Source organism: Streptomyces sp. 150FB (genome assembly GCF_000818195.1).
Classification (GTDB): Bacteria; Actinomycetota; Actinomycetes; order Streptomycetales; family Streptomycetaceae; genus Streptomyces.
On sequence record NZ_JTHL01000001.1, the window covers coordinates 5,471,439 to 5,489,946 of the forward strand.

The 18,508-nt window shown below is 70.8% G+C and carries 16 protein-coding genes and 2 pseudogenes; 6 read left to right on the forward strand and 12 right to left on the reverse strand.

Features of this window, described 5'->3' with window-relative positions; genetic code table 11:
* The first annotated feature begins 48 nt into the window (after positions 1 to 48).
* Positions 49 to 1,827 carry a lysine--tRNA ligase gene (gene lysS, locus QR77_RS23585; RefSeq protein WP_040024132.1) on the forward strand — a complete coding sequence of 593 codons (1,779 nt, stop codon included), beginning with the start codon at positions 49 to 51 and terminating at the stop codon, positions 1,825 to 1,827.
* A gap of 119 nt (positions 1,828 to 1,946) precedes the next feature.
* Here the strand turns inward: lysS and QR77_RS23590 are convergent, their stop codons facing one another.
* The 3 genes from QR77_RS23590 to QR77_RS23600 all read right to left on the reverse strand — a co-directional run bounded on the left by QR77_RS23590 (position 1,947) and on the right by QR77_RS23600 (position 5,767).
* The gene (locus QR77_RS23590) at positions 1,947 to 3,557 is read right to left on the reverse strand and encodes a DUF2637 domain-containing protein (RefSeq protein ID WP_040024133.1); all 1,611 of its coding nucleotides are present in this window, start codon (positions 3,555 to 3,557) and stop codon (positions 1,947 to 1,949) included.
* A 166-nt stretch (positions 3,558 to 3,723) separates the two neighbouring features.
* Positions 3,724 to 4,647: a hypothetical protein gene (locus tag QR77_RS23595; RefSeq protein ID WP_063798070.1), complete on the reverse strand. Its 924-nt coding sequence runs from the start codon at positions 4,645 to 4,647 to the stop codon at positions 3,724 to 3,726.
* Positions 4,648 to 4,828: 181 nt separating this feature from the next.
* Complete coding sequence (locus tag QR77_RS23600) at positions 4,829 to 5,767, reverse strand: hypothetical protein (protein WP_040024134.1); 939 nt, start codon at positions 5,765 to 5,767, stop codon at positions 4,829 to 4,831.
* A 197-nt stretch (positions 5,768 to 5,964) separates the two neighbouring features.
* On the opposite strand from QR77_RS23600, the gene QR77_RS23605 reads away from it, so the two are divergent.
* Positions 5,965 to 7,218 carry an RtcB family protein gene (locus QR77_RS23605; protein ID WP_040024135.1) on the forward strand — a complete coding sequence of 418 codons (1,254 nt, stop codon included), beginning with the start codon at positions 5,965 to 5,967 and terminating at the stop codon, positions 7,216 to 7,218.
* A gap of 51 nt (positions 7,219 to 7,269) precedes the next feature.
* Positions 7,270 to 9,399, forward strand: coding sequence for a hypothetical protein (locus tag QR77_RS23610; protein ID WP_040024136.1), 2,130 nt, complete (start codon positions 7,270 to 7,272; stop codon positions 9,397 to 9,399).
* Positions 9,400 to 9,430: 31 nt separating this feature from the next.
* Here the strand turns inward: QR77_RS23610 and murJ are convergent.
* The 6 genes and pseudogenes from murJ to QR77_RS23640 form a co-directional block, all read right to left on the reverse strand.
* Positions 9,431 to 10,964: pseudogene (murJ, locus tag QR77_RS23615) on the reverse strand (murein biosynthesis integral membrane protein MurJ).
* Between the two features lie 14 nt (positions 10,965 to 10,978).
* On the reverse strand, positions 10,979 to 11,797 hold the full coding sequence (locus tag QR77_RS23620; RefSeq protein WP_040024137.1) for an SDR family NAD(P)-dependent oxidoreductase: 819 nt from the start codon (positions 11,795 to 11,797) through the stop codon (positions 10,979 to 10,981).
* 75 nt (positions 11,798 to 11,872) lie between these two features.
* Complete coding sequence (locus QR77_RS23625; protein ID WP_040028526.1) at positions 11,873 to 12,223, reverse strand: YnfA family protein; 351 nt, start codon at positions 12,221 to 12,223, stop codon at positions 11,873 to 11,875.
* 51 nt (positions 12,224 to 12,274) lie between these two features.
* Positions 12,275 to 13,030: a Mut7-C RNAse domain-containing protein gene (locus tag QR77_RS23630; protein ID WP_040028527.1), complete on the reverse strand. Its 756-nt coding sequence runs from the start codon at positions 13,028 to 13,030 to the stop codon at positions 12,275 to 12,277.
* Between the two features lie 72 nt (positions 13,031 to 13,102).
* Positions 13,103 to 13,951 carry an NAD(P)H-binding protein gene (locus QR77_RS23635; RefSeq protein WP_040024138.1) on the reverse strand — a complete coding sequence of 283 codons (849 nt, stop codon included), beginning with the start codon at positions 13,949 to 13,951 and terminating at the stop codon, positions 13,103 to 13,105.
* Between the two features lie 11 nt (positions 13,952 to 13,962).
* Complete coding sequence (locus tag QR77_RS23640) at positions 13,963 to 14,898, reverse strand: helix-turn-helix domain-containing protein (protein WP_173476343.1); 936 nt, start codon at positions 14,896 to 14,898, stop codon at positions 13,963 to 13,965.
* Positions 14,899 to 15,079: 181 nt separating this feature from the next.
* On the opposite strand from QR77_RS23640, the gene QR77_RS23645 reads away from it, so the two are divergent.
* The 3 genes from QR77_RS23645 (at position 15,080) to QR77_RS23655 (ending at position 17,279) form a co-directional block, all read left to right on the forward strand.
* Positions 15,080 to 15,487, forward strand: coding sequence for a DUF1992 domain-containing protein (locus tag QR77_RS23645; protein ID WP_040024139.1), 408 nt, complete (start codon positions 15,080 to 15,082; stop codon positions 15,485 to 15,487).
* Positions 15,488 to 15,815: 328 nt separating this feature from the next.
* Positions 15,816 to 16,775, forward strand: coding sequence for a nitroreductase/quinone reductase family protein (locus QR77_RS23650; protein WP_052489002.1), 960 nt, complete (start codon positions 15,816 to 15,818; stop codon positions 16,773 to 16,775).
* Positions 16,776 to 17,003: 228 nt separating this feature from the next.
* Positions 17,004 to 17,279, forward strand: a complete 276-nt coding sequence (locus tag QR77_RS23655; RefSeq protein WP_040024140.1) for a hypothetical protein — start codon at positions 17,004 to 17,006, stop codon at positions 17,277 to 17,279.
* A 125-nt stretch (positions 17,280 to 17,404) separates the two neighbouring features.
* Here the strand turns inward: QR77_RS23655 and QR77_RS47495 are convergent.
* The 3 genes and pseudogenes from QR77_RS47495 to QR77_RS49000 all read right to left on the reverse strand — a co-directional run.
* A pseudogene (locus QR77_RS47495) lies at positions 17,405 to 17,554 on the reverse strand (transposase); the annotation flags it as partial.
* Between the two features lie 52 nt (positions 17,555 to 17,606).
* Positions 17,607 to 18,035, reverse strand: coding sequence for an NADPH-dependent FMN reductase (locus tag QR77_RS23660; protein ID WP_052489003.1), 429 nt, complete (start codon positions 18,033 to 18,035; stop codon positions 17,607 to 17,609).
* 163 nt (positions 18,036 to 18,198) lie between these two features.
* The coding region (locus QR77_RS49000; RefSeq protein ID WP_040028531.1) for a histidine phosphatase family protein at positions 18,199 to 18,508 on the reverse strand (310 nt) is incomplete at its 5' end.

Here is an 18,508-nt window from a genome sequence, read left to right on the forward strand (position 1 = left end):
GGGACAATGGCAGTCGCCGATTTTGTGGGGCGTAGCAGAGAGAAGGACGTGCCGACCGTGGCTCAGAGCACCGAGACCGACTGGGTCTCCCGTTTCGCTGACGATGTCATCGCCGAATCGGAGCGACGTGCGCCCGGTACGAAACCCGGTTCCGGTTCCGGTCCCGACTCCGCCCCCGTCATCGTCGTCGCCTCGGGAATCTCCCCCTCGGGCCCGGTCCACCTGGGCAACCTCCGCGAGATCATGACCCCGCACCTGGTCGCCGACGAGATCCGCAGGCGCGGGTACGAGGTCAGGCACCTGATCTCGTGGGACGACTACGACCGCTACCGCAAGGTCCCGAACGGCGTGCCCGGCATCGACGCCTCCTGGGCCGAGCACATCGGCAGGCCGCTCACCTCGGTCCCCGCCCCGGCGGGCTCCCCGTACCCGAACTGGGCCGAGCACTTCAAGGCGGCGCTGACCGATTCGCTGGCTGAGCTGGGCATCGAGTACGACGGGATCAGCCAGACCGAGCAGTACACGGCCGGGACCTACCGCGAGCAGGTCCTGCACGCGATGAGGCACCGCGGCGACATCGACGCGATCCTCGACCGCTACCGGACCAAGGACAAGCCCAAGAAGCAGCCGCAGAAGCAGGGGCAGAAGAAGGTCGAGGAAGCCGAGCTGGAGGCCGCCGAGGGCTCCGGCGCCGCCGACGAGGACGACGGGGGCAGCGGCGCGTCCGGCTACTACCCGTACAAGCCCTACTGCGGCGGCTGCGGCAAGGACACCACCACCATCACGTCGTACGACGACGAGACGACGGAGCTGTCCTACACCTGCGCCGAATGCGGCTTCGCCGAGACCGTGCTGCTGAGCGAGTTCAACCGCGGCAAGCTGGTCTGGAAGGTCGACTGGCCCATGCGCTGGGCGTACGAGGGTGTGGTCTTCGAGCCGTCCGGTGTCGACCACTCGTCGCCGGGGTCCTCGTTCGTCGTCGGCGGCCAGATCGTGCGCGAGATCTTCGGCGGCGACCAGCCCATCGGCCCGATGTACGCCTTCGTCGGCATCTCCGGCATGGCGAAGATGTCGTCGAGCAAGGGCGGGGTGCCGACGCCCGCCGACGCCCTGAAGATCATGGAAGCGCCGCTGCTGCGCTGGCTGTACGCGCGGCGCAGGCCCAACCAGTCCTTCAAGATCGCCTTCGACCAGGAGATCCAGCGGCTGTACGACGAGTGGGACGCGCTGGAGCGCAAGATCGCGGACGGCTCCGTGCTGCCGGCGGACGCCGCCGCGTACGCGCGGGCGACCGGTACGGCGGGCGGCGAGCTGCCGCGTACGCCGCGCCCGCTGCCGTACCGCACGCTCGCCTCCGTCGTGGACATCACGGCGGGTGCCGAGGAGCAGACGCTGCGTATCCTCAGCGATCTCGACCCGGAGCACCCGCTGACCTCGCTGGACGAGGCGCGGCCGCGCCTCGACCGCGCGGAGAACTGGATCACCACCCAGGTGCCGGCCGAGGCCCGCACTGTGGTGCGTGCCGAGCCCGACCACGAGCTGCTGACGTCGCTGGACGAGCAGGCGCGCGAGTCGCTGCGGCTGCTGGTCGACGGGCTGGACAGCCACTGGTCGCTGGACGGGCTGACGACCCTCGTCTACGGCGTGCCGAAGACGATCGCTGGGCTGGAGCCCGACGCCAAGCCGACGGCCGAGCTGAAGGTCGCGCAGCGGACCTTCTTCGCGCTGCTCTACCGGCTGCTGGTGGGGCGTGACACCGGGCCCCGGCTGCCCACGCTGCTGCTCGCCGTGGGGGCCGACCGGGTACGGAAGCTGCTGGGCGCCTGAGCTGTCGCGGGGGCGCGTTCTCTACGTACGTACGTACATACGCCGCCGACGGGTCCGGGAGGACTCGTCGGCGGCGTTTGTGTGTACGGGTGTGTGTGTCCGTGGCGCGGTGTGGGCCGTTACGCGATGTGCTCGTTCTCGGCGGCGTCCATCTCGCGCTGGAAGCGGACCTTGAAGTCCCGCAGATAGCCGCGCAGGGACGACTCCGTCAGCGGGCCGCCGGTGCGGCCCGTGATGCCGTACAGGTCCATCAAGTACAGGCCGAACTGGCGGGCGTTGGGGAAGTCCTGGTGCTCGCTGACGTACTTGCGGAAGGCGTTGAAGTACGCCTCGTTCCGGCTGAGGTCGTCGGGCAGCCCGGGGAGCGGCAGTTCGTCGGACTCCTGGCCGGGAGGCATCGGGATGTCACCCTGGCCGGCTTCCGGCGGGAGCTGGCCTTCGTCGGGGACCTCGACGTAGTTCCGCTGCTCGGGGACCGGTACTTGGTACGGGCCCTCCCTGCGCTGGCCCTGGAGGCTGCCGGGGGCGCCGCCGAGCGGGCGGGTACGGTTCCCCGCCCCGTACGGCACGGTCACGGCGCCGGGGTCGAGGGGCTCGTCACCGTAGGCCGGGTTGTACGTGCCCTCGTAGACACCGTCGGGTACGACCTGGGGCGCGGCGAACCAGGGGCTCACCGGGTTCGCTCCGGGGGCCTCGGGGACTTCCTGGGGCTGCGGTTGGGGCTGGGGCTGGGACTGGGGGCCCGGGACCTGCTGGGGCTGAGGCTGGGCCTGGCCCTGCTGCTGCGGGCCCTGCTGCTCCACGTACTGTGCCTGCTGCATCTGCTGCATCTGCTGCGGCTGTTGCTGCTGTATCTGCTGGGGCATGGGCTGGAACTGGCCCTGGTTCTGGCCGTTCCGGCCCTGCTCCGGCCCTTGCTCCTGCGCCTGGCCTTGTTCCTGCTGCTGTTGCTGTTCCTGCTGCGCCGGGCCGGCGGGTATCTCGCCCTGCCCCTGCGGGAGTTCGGCCAGCACGGGTATCGGTCCCGCGGGCAGCAGCATGGGTTCGACCCCGGCGGCGGCCAGTCCGGCGGCCGCGGTGTCGGCGAGCGGTACGCCGAATTTCGCGAGCCGCAGCGGCATCATCGACTCGATCGGGGCCTTGCGGCGCCAGTTGCGGCCGAATCGGGCCTGGAGGCGCGACTGGTAGATCAGCCGGTCCTGTTCGAGCTTGATGACCTGCTCGTAACTGCGCAGCTCCCACAGCTTCATCCGGCGCCACAGCAGGAACGTCGGTATGGGGGAGAGCAGCCAGCGGGTGAGGCGCACGCCCTCCATGTGCTTGTCGGCGGTGATGTCCGCGATCCGGCCGACCGCGTGGCGCGCGGCCTCGACGGCGACGATGAAGAGCAGCGGAATGACCGCGTGCATGCCGACGCCCAGCGGGTCGGGCCAGGCGGCGGCGCCGTTGAAGGCGATGGTGGCGGCCGTGAGGACCCAGGCCGCCTGCCGGAGCAGCGGGAACGGGATACGGATCCACGTCAGCAGGAGGTCGAGCGAGAGCAGCACGCAGATGCCCGCGTCGATACCGATCGGGAAGACCAGCGAGAAGTTCCCGAAGCCCTTTTCCAGGGCGAGTTCGCGAACAGCGGCGTACGACCCCGCGAAACCGATCGCGGCGATGACCGTCGCGCCGGTGATCACGACCCCGATGAGTATTCGGTGCGTGCGTGTTAGCTGTATCGCGGCCACGCGCGGCCCCTCCCGTATTCGGTGTCAGGTACTCGACTACTCGACATCTGGCGGGCACAGCCTGGCACATGTGTACGGACGGTGTGGCGTGGGGAGGGTGGAGGGTTGTGGAAAAGCGTGGAAACCGGTCCGACCCGCCCCGGATTTGACCGGGCCCGACGCCGAACTACTCAGCTTTGGCAGAGCTTTTGCTGGGCGACGGCGAGGGGGAGTGCGACGGCGAGGCGGAGTGTGAGGGGGAGTGCGACGGCGACGCCGAAGAGCCCTTCCCCGATCCGCCGCCGGTGGCCGATCCCGCCCCGGACCCCGCGCTCGACCCTGATCCAGATCCTGATCCCGATCCGGACCCGGCGCTCGACCCTGATCCCGCGCCCGACCCGGTGCCCAGGCCGGCCGCCGCGATGGACGCCACCGCCTCCTTGGACGCCGTGATGGCGTCCTTCGTCACGTCGCTGACGCTCGGGGTCTTCTCGCCCGCGTAACCGGCGCCGTTGTAGTTCAGGGTGAGCACTGCGTTCTCCGTACGGGCCACGATCGTCGCGTACGAGAAGTCGGTGCCGGTCTTCTTGAGCGTGTACGTGACGAGAGTCGCCTCGTTGCCGATTCCGGTCGACGGGCCCGTCTTGAGGTCCTTGGCGCCCTCGGCGGTCTTCGCGTCGGCGACCTCCTGCGTGTACTGCTTCCCGGCCCGCGCCGCGCCGCTGCCCAGCGACTGGTCGGAGTCGTAGCGCGAGATGGTGATGTCGAGCCAGCGGTACTGCGAGCCCTTGACACCCTTGTCGTCCAGACCGTTCCAGGAGCAGCTACCGCGCTTGGAGATGTCGTTGGACTTGCCGGGCGTACCGCCCTTGAGCTTGGCCTTCGGCACGAGGTCGCCGATCGTCCCGGAGCTCAGCGCCTGGCAGGCCTCGGGCAGCGTCTTGTACTTGGCGGGCGCGACCAGCGCCTCCCCCTTGGCGCTCGGGGTGGCCGAGTCGGCGCTGTCCTTGCTGTCGGAGTCCGAGGAGGACGAGCAGCCGGCGACGACGAGCATCACCGGAACGGCTGCGCAGGCGAGGAGGCGGGGGAGTCGCGAGGCTGATCGGTGCATGGTTCCTTCAGTGCGGGTCGGCTTGAGCGGCGGCTCGGGCGGTCAATCGGCTCGGGCGGTCGGCTCATCGGCTTGTCGTACGGTTCCGAGCGGCCACGGTAACCGCCATGCCGGCTTCGCGGCGCCCGGGTGCGTACTCCGTCCCCGGACGGCGACCGGTCGGGGACGGGTGAGCGACGGCTCATTCGTTGAGCTGATCGCCCAGCTCTTTGGCCAGTGCCTGCGCTTTGTCCTGCATGTTCTTGCTGTCGGGGATCACCGAGGAGACGGCGGGCTGCTCGGTGTACCGGAGGGTCACGATGACATTCGATGTGCGGAAGACCACGCTCACCGTGCGGTAGTCCATGGCCGCTCCGGACGACGTGAGTACGTCGTTCAGGAACGCGGCGTTCCCGAGTCCGTCCAGCAGGCGCGGTTCGAGCCCGGGGGTCGTGGGGCTCTCCGTCGACGCGTCCGAGCCGGGCGGTGGCGTGCTGGGGGCGGTGGGCGTGGTCGGGGTGCTCGGGGTGCTCGGGGTGATCAGCTTCACGCCTGAGCCGGGCTGGGCGAGCGTGTGCGGGTTGGTCCCCGTGGCGGTCCCCGTACCTGTGCCCGTACCCGTCCCCGTACCGCTTCCGGTGGCCGCACCCGCGTCGGTCGGCGTGGGCGTCGCTGTCGGCGTCGGCGTGGCGGTGGAGGGGGTCGGCAGGTGAGCCGCGATCTCCTTCTCCGTGTAGATGTCCTGCGCCTGGCTGTCGTCGCTCACCGTCGGGTCGTACGACACGACACGCTCGATGTCGAGCGCCAACTGGTGCGAGGCGTCGGGGGCGTCGGCCTTCCAGCTACAGCCGACCCGGCGGTTGGTGTCGTACGTCACGGCCGGTGTGCCCGCGTAGACCTTCTCCTGCTGGTCGGCGGGCAGCGAATCGGCCCCGGGCAGCAGGTTCTTGAGGGCGGAGAGCGGTACGGAGCCGCAGGGCTCGGGGAGCGTGCGGTACCTCCCTGGCGGAGCGGCCGACACGCTGGGCTGGCCGGCCTTGGCGTCGATGCCTGCGCCGCTGTCGTCGCTGCCGGACGTACAACCGGCGACACACGCCACGAGGAGCGCGGCCAGGCCGGGGACGTAAGCCTTTCGCGCCAATCGCTGCACGGTCCCGGGCTCCCTTCTTCACGGGGGTTCCGCACGGGGTGCCGCGCGAAAACTGCTTGCCGCCGGATGACGGTCGATGGACACAATGTCTACCGCACGCACTGCCGTCGACGCTGGTCGGCCGTCTCTTCTGACGGTACTGGTTCCGGTATTTGCGTTATCTGGTTATGTGGGGGAATTGAGGGCTTATGTCGTACGTGGAGATCCCGGGCGCGAACGTCCCGATCCGTATGTGGGCCGACCCGGCGACCGTCGAGGGCGCCGCGATGCAGCAGTTGCGCAATGTCGCCACCCTGCCATGGATCAAGGGCCTGGCAGTAATGCCGGACGTGCACTACGGCAAGGGCGCGACGGTCGGTTCAGTGATCGCCATGCACGGCGCGGTCTGTCCGGCGGCGGTCGGCGTCGACATCGGCTGCGGAATGTCGGCGGTCAGGACGTCGCTCACCGCCAACGACCTGCCCGGCGACCTGTCCCGGCTGCGCTCCGGCATCGAGCGGGCGATCCCGGTGGGGCGAGGGCTGCACGACGAGATGGTGGACGCGGAGCGGCTGCTCGGGGACCGGCCGGCGGGGGACGGGGCGCTCGGGGGCGGACCGCTCGCGGGCGGACCGCTCGGGGGCGTGGCGACGGGCTGGGACGACTTCTGGGGGCAGTTCGACGGAATCGCGGACGCGGTCAAATTCCGTCAGGAACGTGCCACGAAGCAGATGGGAACGCTGGGCGGAGGCAACCACTTCATCGAATTCTGCCTGGACGAGTCGGATTCGGTCTGGCTGATGCTGCACTCCGGCTCCCGGAACATCGGCAACGAACTGGCCGAATACCACATCGGTGAGGCCAGGAAGCTGCCGCACAACCAGGATCTGGTCGACCCCGACCTGGCCGTGTTCGTCGCCGACACCCCGGAGATGCGGGCGTACCGCAACGATCTCTTCTGGGCGCAGGAGTACGCGAAGCGCAACCGCGCGGTCATGATGGGGCTCTTCCAGGACGTCGTCCGCAAGGAGTTCAAGAAGGCCGCGGTCAGCTTCGAACCGGTCATTTCCTGCCACCACAACTATGTGTCGGAGGAGCGGTACGACGGGATGGACCTGCTCGTCACGCGTAAGGGCGCGATCCGCGCCGGGAGCGGCGACTTCGGCATCATCCCGGGCTCCATGGGCACCGGGTCGTACATCGTCAAGGGCCTCGGGAACGCCGCGTCGTTCAACTCCGCCTCGCACGGGGCCGGCCGCAGGATGAGCCGGAACGCGGCGCGCAAGCGGTTCACCACCCGGGACCTGGAGGAGCAGACGCGGGGCGTGGAGTGCCGTAAGGACGCCGGTGTCGTGGACGAGATCCCGGGCGCCTACAAGTCGATCGAGAAGGTCATCGACCAGCAGCAGGACCTGGTCGAGGTCGTCGCGAAGCTCAGGCAGATCGTCTGCGTGAAGGGCTGAGGGCCCTCCGCGTGAAGGGCTGAAGGTAAGAAGACGAATGGCTGAGAACGTATGAACGGACCTGGTGATTCCGCTTCCGTCCGGAACACCTCGCTGCCGCCGGGCTCGCTCGGCACCGTCCCCTGGGCGGAGCTGAGCCACAACTACGGCACGGCGGCGGACGTTCCCGCGCTGTTCGAGGCGATCGCGGGCCCCGACGCCGAAGCGGCGGTGGACGCCTGCGACGAACTGACCAACTCCCTGTACCACCAGGGCGGCTGGGTCTGCTCGGCGGCGACGGCGGCGCTGCCGTTCGTGTACGCGCTCGCCGGGGACCCACGGGTGGTCCCGCGTGTCGAGCTGGTGGACCTCGCGGGTTCGCTGGCCCTGACGGCCCGGGTCGCCCAGCCACGCCACGTCGACGAGGGCTGGCCGGAGGCCTGGCGCCGCGAGCGGTCCGCCGGGCTCTCTCTGCTCACCGACGCCGACCCCCGGATGCGCAGGGCGGCGGTCGACCTTCTCGCCGACGGCGACGGCCGGGACGAGGCCAATCTGCCGTACGTGCTGGAGCGCGCGCGACGCGACGAGGACATTCCCACGCGCCTGCACGCCGTGCGTGCCCTGGGCTCCGTCGCCGTACCGGACACGCCGGGAGCGGGGGACGTACGGGTGCTCCTCGGCGACCTGATCGCGCACGCGGGCCCGGCCGGGCAACTCTCGGCGATCCACGCGCTGTCCGGTCTTGACCGGCGCGCACCGGCCCGCCACCTCGGACTGATGCTGGACATCCTGACGACCCCCGGCATCGGGGCCGAGCTGGAGCCGGGCTGGGCCGAGTGCGACGTCGACCGGATCGCGCGGCAGATCGTCGGCACCAGCTACCAACTGCTCGCGCGCGAGCGGGACCAGCCGTCCGAACCGGCCCCGGCCGCAGTCGAGTTCGTGGTCCGGCTGGCCCGCTCGTCCGCCGACGCGGACGTCCGGCACGCCGCGCTGACCCAGGCCGGCGCGCTGCTGTCCCGGTGGCGCTCCCCGACGCCCGTGCTGCTCCCCGTACTCGCCGAGTGCCTGGAGGACCCGGAGCCCGGGATCCGGGTGAGCGCCGCGTACCTCCTGGCCGCCGTCGGGCGGGCTGCCGCACCGTACGCGGACCGGCTCGCCGCGCACCTCGGGGACACCGGTCCTGACGGCGGGGCGGGCGACGGGCAGGGCGGAACCACCGTGGGCGACCACGCGCTGTGGGGACTGACCCGGCTCGGCGATTCGCGCTGCCTTCCGGGGCTGGTCGAGCGGCTGTACGCCAGGCGCGGGACGTTCGCCGCGCACGGCTCGTACGGCCGGGGCGACGTGTACCCCTGGTCGCTGCCGGGCTTCCACGAGGTGCTGACACCGCTGCGCGCGTACGCCGCCGTCCTGCTGCCCGGCATCCGCGCCGCGATGCGACACGCCTGGGAGGCGGGCGACCGGGCGGCGGGCCGCGCGTTCGCCCAACTCCTGGAGGCATGGGAGGAGGACGCGCTCCCGGCCCTCCCGGAACTCGTCGACCTGCTCACCGACCCGCGCTCCGGGCGCGCCGCCGTCCTCGCGATCGGGGCCGTCGGCGCGGGGGCCGCCGACGCCGGTCCCGCGCTGCGCCGTTACGCGGCGGACGCGACGGAGCCCGCCCAGAGGCGGCTCGCCGCGTGGGCGCTCTGGCGGGTGAGCGGGGAGGCCGGGGACGCGATCGAGGCGCTGTATCTGCTCGGGCCCGCGCTGGAGGACGAGGACGTGTTCCACGACACGATCCGGCGCCTCGGCGACCTCGGCCCGTTCGCCGGCGCCCACGCGAACCGGCTGCGCCTGCTGGCGGAGGACACCTCGACGGCGGCCTCCGACTCCTGGACCCGGATCGAGTCGGCCCGAGCCCTCTGGTCGGTGACGGGCGTGGTCGAGCCGAGCCTGTCGGTGCTGGAGGAGGCCGTCCTGCCCCTGGGGGAGGGCCGGTACCTCCCGCTGATGCTCCGCGCGGTCCGCTCCTTGGCCCGTATCGGCGCCGCCACTCCCGCCACCCGGGCCGCGCTCCGGGCGGCACGCGCGTATGACGGCAGGCTCGCGTACTTCGGCGGCTGGCGCGCCTTCACCGAGGACGAGGCGATCCGCGAGGCGATCCGCGAGGCGAGCGACGGACTGCCGGCGCGGGCGACGCCCACCGACGGCCGCTGAACGCCTCGTACCGCGCGGCCCGTTGAGGAAGTCAGCGCAAGCCGGGGAAGGACCGGAGTTCGGCGATCCTGAACAGGCGGGCCAGGACCAGATATCCGAGCACCATCGTCACCACACCGGCGGCGAGCGCGAGGCCCGTCTGCCAGGTGCCGTGGGTGTCCAGCGCGCCCGCGCTCGCGCGGGCCGCCGTCCAGGCGAGGGCCCCGGCGCAGCCGGCGGCCAGGACGAGCCTGGCGTACGTACCGGTCAGCCGGCGGCCGTCGATACGGCCGGCGAGGCGGCGCCGGAGCAGGTACGCGGTGAGCAGCATGCCCGCGCCGTAGGAGACGGCGTACGCGCCTGCCAGCTCGACAACGGCCCAGCGGGCGGGCAGCAGCAGATGGCAGACGACGGCGAGGGCGATGGTTCAAGGCGTTGATCCAGGTCGTCGTCCAGAACGGCGTACGGGTGTCCTCGAAGGCGTAGAAGCCGCGCAGCATGAGCGACTGCGCGGAGAAGGGGATCAGGCCGAGCCCCAGCGCCTGCAACATTTGTCCCAGCGGCCGTGCGGAAGCGGCGTCGGCCGTGCCGTGGGAGAAGAGCAGCGCGGCGATCTGCGGGCCCAGGGCGACGAAGAGGAAGGCCGCGGGGTCCTCGCGCAGGTCGGCCGTACGGCCCTGGGCGACCGCGCGGCTCATGCGCGGCAGGAGCGTGGTGATCAGCGACACGGTGATGATGGACTGGGGCAGCATCCAGATCGACTGCGCGTTGATATAGGCGGTGTTGCCCGCTCCGGCGGTCGGCAGCGCCTGGTCGGCGGCGTTGGCGAAGTTGGTGACCACGGTCAGTGAGACTTGGTTGACCAGGACGAACAGCAGCGTCCAGCGCGCGGCCCTGATGCTCGAACCGAGGCCGGTACGGCGCCAGTCGAAGCGCGGCCGCAGTCGCACGCCCGCAGCGCGGACGAACGGGATCAGCATCAGCGCCTGGAGGGCTATCCCGGACGTCGTGCCGATGCCGAGGAGCCGTATCTGTGTGTCGGTGATGTCCTGGACCCGGTCGGGGACGGTCATCAGGGCCAGGTAGCCGCCGAACATGGTGATCAGCACAAGGTTGTTGAGCACCGGGGTCCAGGTCATCGCCTTGAACTTGCCGCGTGCGTTGAGGACTTGGCCGAGGATGCCGAACAGGCCGTAGAAGAAGATCTGCGGGAGCAGGAAGCGGGCGAAGATCACGGTCAGCCGGTAGGCGTCATGGCTCTTCGCGGTGTCCGGCATGTAGAGGCCGACGATCTCGGGCGCCGCCCACACGGCGAGGACGGTGCCGCCGCCGAGCACGCACAACACCAGGGTGGCCAGGCGCTGTTCGTACGCGCGTCCGCCGTCGGAGTGCTCAAGTCGCGCGCGTACGAGCTGGGGTATGAAAACCGAGTTCAGCGCCCCGCCGACCAGCAGGGTGTAGATGCTGGTCGGCACGGTGTTGGAGGTGTTGTACGTACTGGCCAGCAGGCCGGTGCCCAGCGCGCCGACCCCGAGGATCTGCCGGATCAGCCCGGTGGCGCGGGACACCATGGTGGCCACCGCCATGGGGACCGGGCAGGTCAGAGTTCCCTGTGGACCTTGGTGTTGGAGGCCTGGGCGCGCGGCCTGACCACCAGCAGGTCGATGTTGACGTGGCTCGGGCGTGTGACGGCCCAGGTGATGGTGTCGGCCACGTCGTCCGAGGTGAGGGGCTCGGCGACGCCCTCGTACACCTTGGCGGCCCGCTCGGTGTCGCCGCGGAAGCGGGTGGTCGCGAACCCCTCGGTCCTGACCATGCCGGGCGCGATCTCGATGACCCGGACCGGGGTGCCGACGATCTCCAGCCGGAGGGTCTCGGCGAGGACGTGGGCGCCGTGCTTGGCGGCGACATAACCGGCGCCGCCCTCGTACGTCGCGTGCCCGGCGGTCGAGGACACCACGACGACCGTGCCGTCGGCGCTCGCGGTGAGGGCGGGCAGCAGGGCCTGGGTGAGGTTCAGCGTGCCGATGACGTTGGTCTCGTACATCTGCCGCCAGTCCTCGGGCGACCCGGTGGCCACGGGGTCCGCGCCGAGCGCGCCGCCGGCGTTGTTGACCAGTACTTCCACCGAGGGGCCCCCGGGCAGAGCGGCGAGGTGCGCGGCGAAGGCGTCGACAGCGGGGCGGTCGGTGACATCGAGGGTGTACGCGGTGGCCGCGTGGCCCGCGCCGGTGATCTTGGCGGCGAGCGCCTCGATACGGTCCTTGCGGCGGGCGGTGACGACCACGTGGTAACCGGCGGCCGCGAGCTGCCGCGCGGTGGCTTCGCCGATGCCGCTGCTCGCCCCTGTGACAACGGCGACGGGTGCGACGGGTGCGACAGGTGCGTCGGCTGTGGCCGAGCTGTCGGCGGAGGTCATGACGTACTCCTCGTGCAGGTGATCGATGCGCGGATGATCGATGTACTTCCAGGATAGGCAGCGGTGAGGAGCAGGTCAGTGGCCCCGGGGTCCGTACATGATGAGCCCCATGCCGACCAGAGAGATGAGGGCGCCCGTGACGTCCCAGCGGTCCGGGCGGTAACCGTCGGCGACCACGCCCCAGACGATCGAGCCCGCGACGAAGACCCCGCCGTACGCGGCGAGAATGCGGGCGAACTGGCCGTCCGGCTGGAGCGTGGCGACAAAGCCGTACACGCCGAGCGCGATGACTCCGGCGCCGATCCAGATCCAGCCGCGGCCGCCGTGGGAGCCGTCGCCGCGCACCCCTTGCCAGACGAGCCAGGCGCCGCCGATCTCGAAGAACGCGGCGAGGATGAAGAGGATGGCGGAGCGCAGGACGAGCATGGGCACAGCGTGCCACGCGCCCGACCGGGGGCCGATGTCGGACAAGGGGGCTCAGGTCGCCTGGGGACCGGCGGCGGCCGGGGCGTCGCCGAATTCGCGTACGGCGTCGGCGACGATCGCCGCGAGCCTGGCGTGGTGCGCGCCGCGCCAGTAGACCCGATGGCACGCCAGGCACTGCGCGAAGACGTCGTACGTCTGCCGGGTGCCGTGCTCCAGATGGTCGCGCACGGTCTCCTTGTCGGCGGGACCGAGGTCACCGTTGCAGGCGGTGCAGCGGGTCCAGGGCGCGAGAGGGGGCGCGAAGCGTTCCAGTACGTCTCTGAGCTGGGCGTCGGGCCGGTCGCTGTAGATGTACGCCCCGGCCCAGATCTCCCGGCGCCGCAGCAGCCCCCGGTCGCGGGAGAGCAGCACACGCCGCTCGGCGGCGGAGAGCGCCGCCAGCGCCGGGTCCCCGATGTCCTCGCTCTCGTAGGCCGCGTCGACGCCGAGCAGCCGCAGCCGCCTGGCGAGGGTGCCGAGGTGGACGTCGAGCAGGAAGCGCAAGGGAGCCCCGGGCACCCGCTGCGGGCGGGCCACGGCCTCCACGTCGACGGACTCACCTGCCGCCGGGATGTGGGAGACGGGCACCGGCCGGCCGTCGACCACCAGACGGCCCGCCTCGGTGAGCGGGACGCCCAGCGACTCGACGACATGGCCGAGGGTCGACGAACCGTCGGTGACCACGGTCGTACGGCCCCCGCGCCGTTCGTGGGAGACGAAGACGTGCAGCTCGGGAGCGAAGGTCAGGCCGATCTCGGGTCCGTTCACGCGGTCAAGGATGTCAGCGAACACCTGGACCGGGCGACGGAATTCGCCGAGTACGGGTTCCCCGAGCGCGGGTCAGGCGCGGAAGGCCTCCGCGTGGTCCTGCGCCCACTCCGCGAACGTACGGCCCGGGTGCCCGGTCAGCCGCTCCACCGCGTCGGTGACGACGGTCGGTTTACCGTCCTGCGCCGCCCAGTACGTGAGCATCACGTCGGCGAATCCGGCCGGCATGAAGCCGCCCACCGCCTCCTTCCAGGCGTCGGGCGTCAGGACGTTGGCCTTCACCTCGCGGCCCGCCACCCCGCTCAGAACCGCGAGCTGATCGGCGAAGCTGAGCGACTCGGGGCCGCTCAGGTGGTACGCGGAGCCGCGCAGCTCCGGCTCGGTCAGCACAGCGAAAGCGGCGTCGGCGATGTCCGCCTCGTGGATCGGGTCGCTGTACGACTGGGGGTACGGGAGGTCGACCCGGCCCGTCGTCCTGATCGCGTGCGACCAGCGGAGCGCGTTCCCCGAGAAGGCGCCGGGGCGCAGGAAGGTGGCCGCGACCGGTCCGGCCTCCAACGCGCGCTCCACGTCCCGGTGGAGGACGGCGATCGGGCTGTCGGCTCCTTCGGCGGCGGGGGGTTCGAGGACCGAACTGGAGGAGAGCAGCACGATGTGCCGCACCCCGGCCGACTCCGCCTCCGCTATGAAGGCGTCGATGTGCGCGGGCTGGGCGTAGAGGAAGACGGACTCGATGCCGTCGAGGGCGGCGGCGAAGGTCGAGGGATCACCGAGGTCACACTTCACGGTGGGCACACCGGACGGCGGGCTGAGCTGCTCGGGGGTGCCGGAAGCGGCCCGTACGCCAAGGCCCTTGCTGTGCAGCAGGTTGACGAGGGTGGCGCCGACGCGGCCGCGGCTTCCTGTGACAAGAGTGGTCATGGCGAATCACTCTAGGACGTGGGTACGACATCGGCTCCCGGATTTGGGACGGCCGTGGGGGCGGGGGCGCCCGGGCCCTGTCCGCCGGTGCGCCCGCGCGGTCCGTACGCCGTCGGCGGCACGCCCACCGTGGCCGTGAAGTCCCGTACGAGATGGGCCTGATCGCTGTAGCCGAGGTCGGCGGCGAGGCGCGCCCAGTCCGTCTCGGCCCCGCTCGACTCGGCGTGCTCCAGCGCCTCGTGGATGCGGTGGCGGAGGATGACCCACTTGGGTCCCACGCCGACATAGGTGGCGAACAGCCGTTGCAGCGAGCGGGCCGACATGCCTTCCGCCTCCGACAGCCGCGCAGCGCGGCGGATCGTACGGTCGGTCCTGATCCGGTCGGCCAGAGCCATGGCCAGCGCCGCTCGCGGATCGGGGCGCGGGCCCACGCCGAGCAGATACGTGTCGAGCGCGGCCACCCGCGCGTCTTCGTCGTCGGGTCCCAGGACGGCGGCGATGTCCGCCTCCGTGGCCGGCATCACCTCGCCGATCGGCAGCCGCCGCCCCGTCCAGTCGGACACGGGCCTGCCGGGCGCGAAGGGCCGGAAGCCGCCGGGCCGGAACTGCACGCCGCAGACCCGGCCGCGGCCCTGAAGCTTCTGCGTGAACAGCTCAAGGCCGATGCCGGAGACCTCACCGAACGGGCGGTCCGGGCCGCCCCCGAAGCCGTCGCCGCCGCTGCCCGGGCCGCTGCCGAGGCCGCTGCCGTGCTGGAAGACGACGTTCACGGAGGGGTGCGGCACGACGTGTGAGGCGTACGGCTGCTCCAGGTCCCAGTCGATCAGCCAGTAGTGCAGTAGATACGGCCGCAGGGCGGGGGCCGGGGTGCGGCGGCGGAAACGTACACGCGTGAAGAGTTCCTGGGCGTCGACGATGCCCCGGGTGTCCCGGCGTGGCTCTGGCATGCCAGAGATCCTAGGGCGCGGGGCCTCGCGATGTCCGGGTTTTCTCGCTCGTACGTTCGACATCTGGCCTCGTTGTCCTTCGCGTCCTTCGCGTCCTTGGCGTCCTTGCCGTCCGCCGGAGGGCCTGCGGGATGATGGGGATGACGGGACGGACCGCTACAGGCAGAGGGAGACCCCCGCGATGACGGAACGCAAACCGGCCGGAATGAACTTCGAGTCCTGGGTCGACAAGCAGATCAGGGAAGCGACGGAGCGCGGCGCCTTCGACAATCTGCCGGGACTGGGAAAGCCGCTGCGGGACCCGAACGCCCCCTATGACGAACTGTGGTGGATCAAAGGAAAGATGGAGCGGGAGAATCTCTCCTGGCTGCCGCCGGCTCTCGCGCTGCGCAAAGAGGCCGAAGACGCGCTGACCGAGGCGTCGGCCGCGTATTCGGAGCGGCGGGTACGCGAGATCATGGAAGCGGTCAACGAGAGCATTCGCTCCTTTCTCGCCCATCCGCCGCCGGGTCCGGTGCTCGGAGTGAAGCCTTTCGATGTGGACGAGATCGTGCGGGACTGGCGCGCGCGCCGCTCGGCGCAGCCCTGAGGTGAGCGGTCCCTGCTGCCCCTAGGTACCGGAATTCCCCTTTCCGGATTCCCGTGCGGCCGGGCGGAGGCGTCCTGGCGTCTTGCCCGCCCGGTGGAGGGCCTGTTACGGTTCCACCGAGCCCCGTATGGGCCTATGCACGGAGGTAGCGGCTAACTCAGCCATTACAGAGATCGGCACGTTCCGTCTCTCGCAGCTATGTCAACCCCTGACGTGGGGGTTGCTGCGCCCATTTTCGTCGCATAGGCATGCGGGGTACTTCTGTGTCGATTTCCGGTGGCGCCGCCCTCCGATTCGGATTCAGGGAATCGACACAGAAGGGCAGTACATGAGCGAGGAACAGGCCACCACCTGGTCCGGGTTTGACGTCCAGGCTTTCCAGCGTCAGGTCATCGCCGAATTCCGGGCGAACAGCGGAAAAATGAGCGGTATGTTCGAGGGCTGGACCTTGGCCGTGCTGACGACGGTCGGCGCCAAGAGCGGCCTGCGCAGGGAGAGTGTTCTCGGCTATCTGGAATTCGACGGGAACGGGATAGTTGTCGCTTCCGCGAACGGTTCGGACCATCATCCCGCCTGGTATCACAACATCAGGAAGAACCCGATCGTGACGGTCGAGACCGCCGCGGAGACCTATCAGGCGATCGCGGCCTTTCCGCCTGGTGTGGAACGTGACCAGCTCTTCGGCCGTGTGGTCGACGAGGCGCCGGGGTACGCCGACCACCAGGCGAAAACGGACCGGTTGATTCCGGTCGTTGTGCTGCACCGGATCGGGTCCGGAGCGGCGGGCGAGGAGCCGGTCAAGGGCATGGGTGACTGGGTCGTCGAGGTGCACGACTGGCTGCGCGAGGAGTTGCGGACGCTTCGGGCGCGGGTGGAGGCGATGATCGAGGGCAGCGGCGGCGGCGATACGGCCGGCACCGCTGACGCCGCCGGGCGGACCCCGCCGGATCTCGCCCAGCAGATGCGCGCGCACTGCCTCACCTTCTGCGGGGCGCTGGCGAAGCATCACGGCGGCGAGGACGTGGCCACGTTCCCGATGCTGGCGGGCCGGTTCCCCGCGCTCGCCCCCGCGCTGGCCCAACTCGGCGAGGAGCACGCGGTGGTGGCGCGGACCCAGGACGCGATCCAGGAACTCGTCGACGGTTTTGTGCCCGGCGTGTCCGACCCGGCGCGTCTGCGGGCCGAGTTGGAGCGGCTGACGGCCCGGCTGGAGTCGCACTTCCGGTACGAGGAGGAGACGATCGTGACGGCGCTCAACGCCGTCGCGCGCGCACCTGAGTTCGGCTGATTCGGCGATCGGCGCGTACGCGTCCGCCTACGAGATCGGTGCGTACGAGTGCGGGCGCGGGTGCGGGCTTACGCGCGCGCGGGCACGTACCCGTACGCCGTCGTCTTCATCCGTTCACGCGGCTGTGTCCGGACCGAGACCGTGCCGATCAGACTGAACCGGTTTCCGGTGGGCACATGTCCGGTTGCAGCCACCAACAAGCAGCGGCGTGGCCAAAAGGGAGCGGGCATGGAGATCTCCAGCATCATCGCGGCAATCGTGATCGGCATCGTCATCGGCATCCTGGGACGGCTCGTCGTTCCGGGGCGCCAGCACATCGGGGTGATCTGGACCATCCTCATCGGCATCGTCGCGGCACTGATCGGTACGGCCCTCGCGTCCGCCTTCGGTGTCGCCGACACGGACGGGCCCGACTGGATCGAGTGGGTCATCCAGATCGTGCTGGCCGCCATCGGTGTCGCCGCGCTGGACCGCGCCAAGTCCGGCGGCCGTACGCACCGTTGACCGTACGCCCTGACCGCCTGCACCAGGCCCGGATCGCCCTGGACGAGTAAGCCTGTCGGCCAGGACCCGTTCCGGGCGGGTGCGGGGGCCGTCCCCGCCCGGAACGTGGAATCCGGACGGCCGCCACGCCGGGGAGCACCCGTCCGTAACCGCCACAGCACGCCGTTGATCACCTGCCGGTGGGCGCGCCACGGACGGCCTGATCCATCAGCGGTCGGCAGCAGGGGCTCCGACGTCTCCCGTGCGGTGTCCGTCAGCTCGTCACGTCCCGTCACGTCCCGTCTCGTCACGTCCCGTCCCGTCACAGGACCGGCCACGAACAGGGCCTCAGGCAGCCATGGCCTTCTGCGTCCTGGCCTCGCGCACCCCGCGCAACGCGCCGGACCAGGCGGTCACCTGGTCGAGCATGCCGTGGACCGCGGTGTCAATGCCTTCCTGGGGGACGTAGGCGCCGGTGGAAAACGAGGGGTGCGTCGAGATGGTGGGCCGGGCCCGGACCGTGGCCACCTGCAACTCGGCAAGGACGAGCCGCAGCGCCTCCGCGGCCCGCACCCCGGCGGCCCACCCGCCGTAGCTGATGATCCCGGCGGCCTTGTCGTTCCACTCCCGGTAGACGTAGTCCAGGGCGTTCTTCAGGGCTCCGGGGAAGGAGTGGTTGTACTCGGGAACGAGGAAGACGAAGCCGTCGAAGCTGTCGATGAGTTCGCCCCGTACTCGTCCATGCCGGCAACATCCGCCGCCACTTCTTCGACTCACTCACTCCCGAGCAGGCATCGGTCATCCGAGGATGGAGCGAGCAAGCGGTCGACCGCATCGAGCCGCGCCGCAGCGAGGCCGCGGGCGACGGTGCGTCCTGGATCGTGCCCCGCACCGCCCTGACAGACGTTGCCGATACAGCCCAGGCGCTGTCAGACGGGACCTAGGCGGCCGTGCCGTGCAGAGGGCGGCCGCTGAGCAGGTTCCAGCGGCCGTTTCTGCCGCTCAACTCCGTGACGGAGAGCGGGCGTACGTCGAGCCGCCAGAACGCCTGGGGCTCCGCGCCCAGCGCGTGTACGGCGGCGGCGCGGACGACGTCAGGCTCCGCGACGGCGAGGACCCGGCCCGCCGCTTCGACGGCCAGGCCGTCCAGCCAGGCGCCGACGCGCAGACACAGATCCGCCAGGGTCTCCCCGCCGTGCGGCGCCGACGCGGGATCGGACAGCCAGGCCCCGACCGACTCCGGTTCGGCC

What these genes read in the sequence shown, in the direction of transcription:
- QR77_RS23645 (WP_040024139.1), top strand. Translation starts at nt 15,080, where the DNA reads ATGACGGAACGCAAACCGGCCGGAATGAACTTCGAGTCCTGGGTCGAC.
- QR77_RS23605 (WP_040024135.1), top strand. Translation starts at nt 5,965, where the DNA reads ATGTCGTACGTGGAGATCCCGGGCGCGAACGTCCCGATCCGTATGTGG.
- QR77_RS23635 (WP_040024138.1), bottom strand. Translation starts at nt 13,951, where the DNA reads ATGACCACTCTTGTCACAGGAAGCCGCGGCCGCGTCGGCGCCACCCTC.
- QR77_RS23655 (WP_040024140.1), top strand. Translation starts at nt 17,004, where the DNA reads ATGGAGATCTCCAGCATCATCGCGGCAATCGTGATCGGCATCGTCATC.
- QR77_RS23625 (WP_040028526.1), bottom strand. Translation starts at nt 12,223, where the DNA reads ATGCTCGTCCTGCGCTCCGCCATCCTCTTCATCCTCGCCGCGTTCTTC.
- QR77_RS23595 (WP_063798070.1), bottom strand. Translation starts at nt 4,647, where the DNA reads ATGCACCGATCAGCCTCGCGACTCCCCCGCCTCCTCGCCTGCGCAGCC.
- QR77_RS23640 (WP_173476343.1), bottom strand. Translation starts at nt 14,898, where the DNA reads ATGCCAGAGCCACGCCGGGACACCCGGGGCATCGTCGACGCCCAGGAA.
- QR77_RS23650 (WP_052489002.1), top strand. Translation starts at nt 15,816, where the DNA reads ATGAGCGAGGAACAGGCCACCACCTGGTCCGGGTTTGACGTCCAGGCT.
- QR77_RS23620 (WP_040024137.1), bottom strand. Translation starts at nt 11,797, where the DNA reads ATGACCTCCGCCGACAGCTCGGCCACAGCCGACGCACCTGTCGCACCC.
- QR77_RS23610 (WP_040024136.1), top strand. Translation starts at nt 7,270, where the DNA reads ATGAACGGACCTGGTGATTCCGCTTCCGTCCGGAACACCTCGCTGCCG.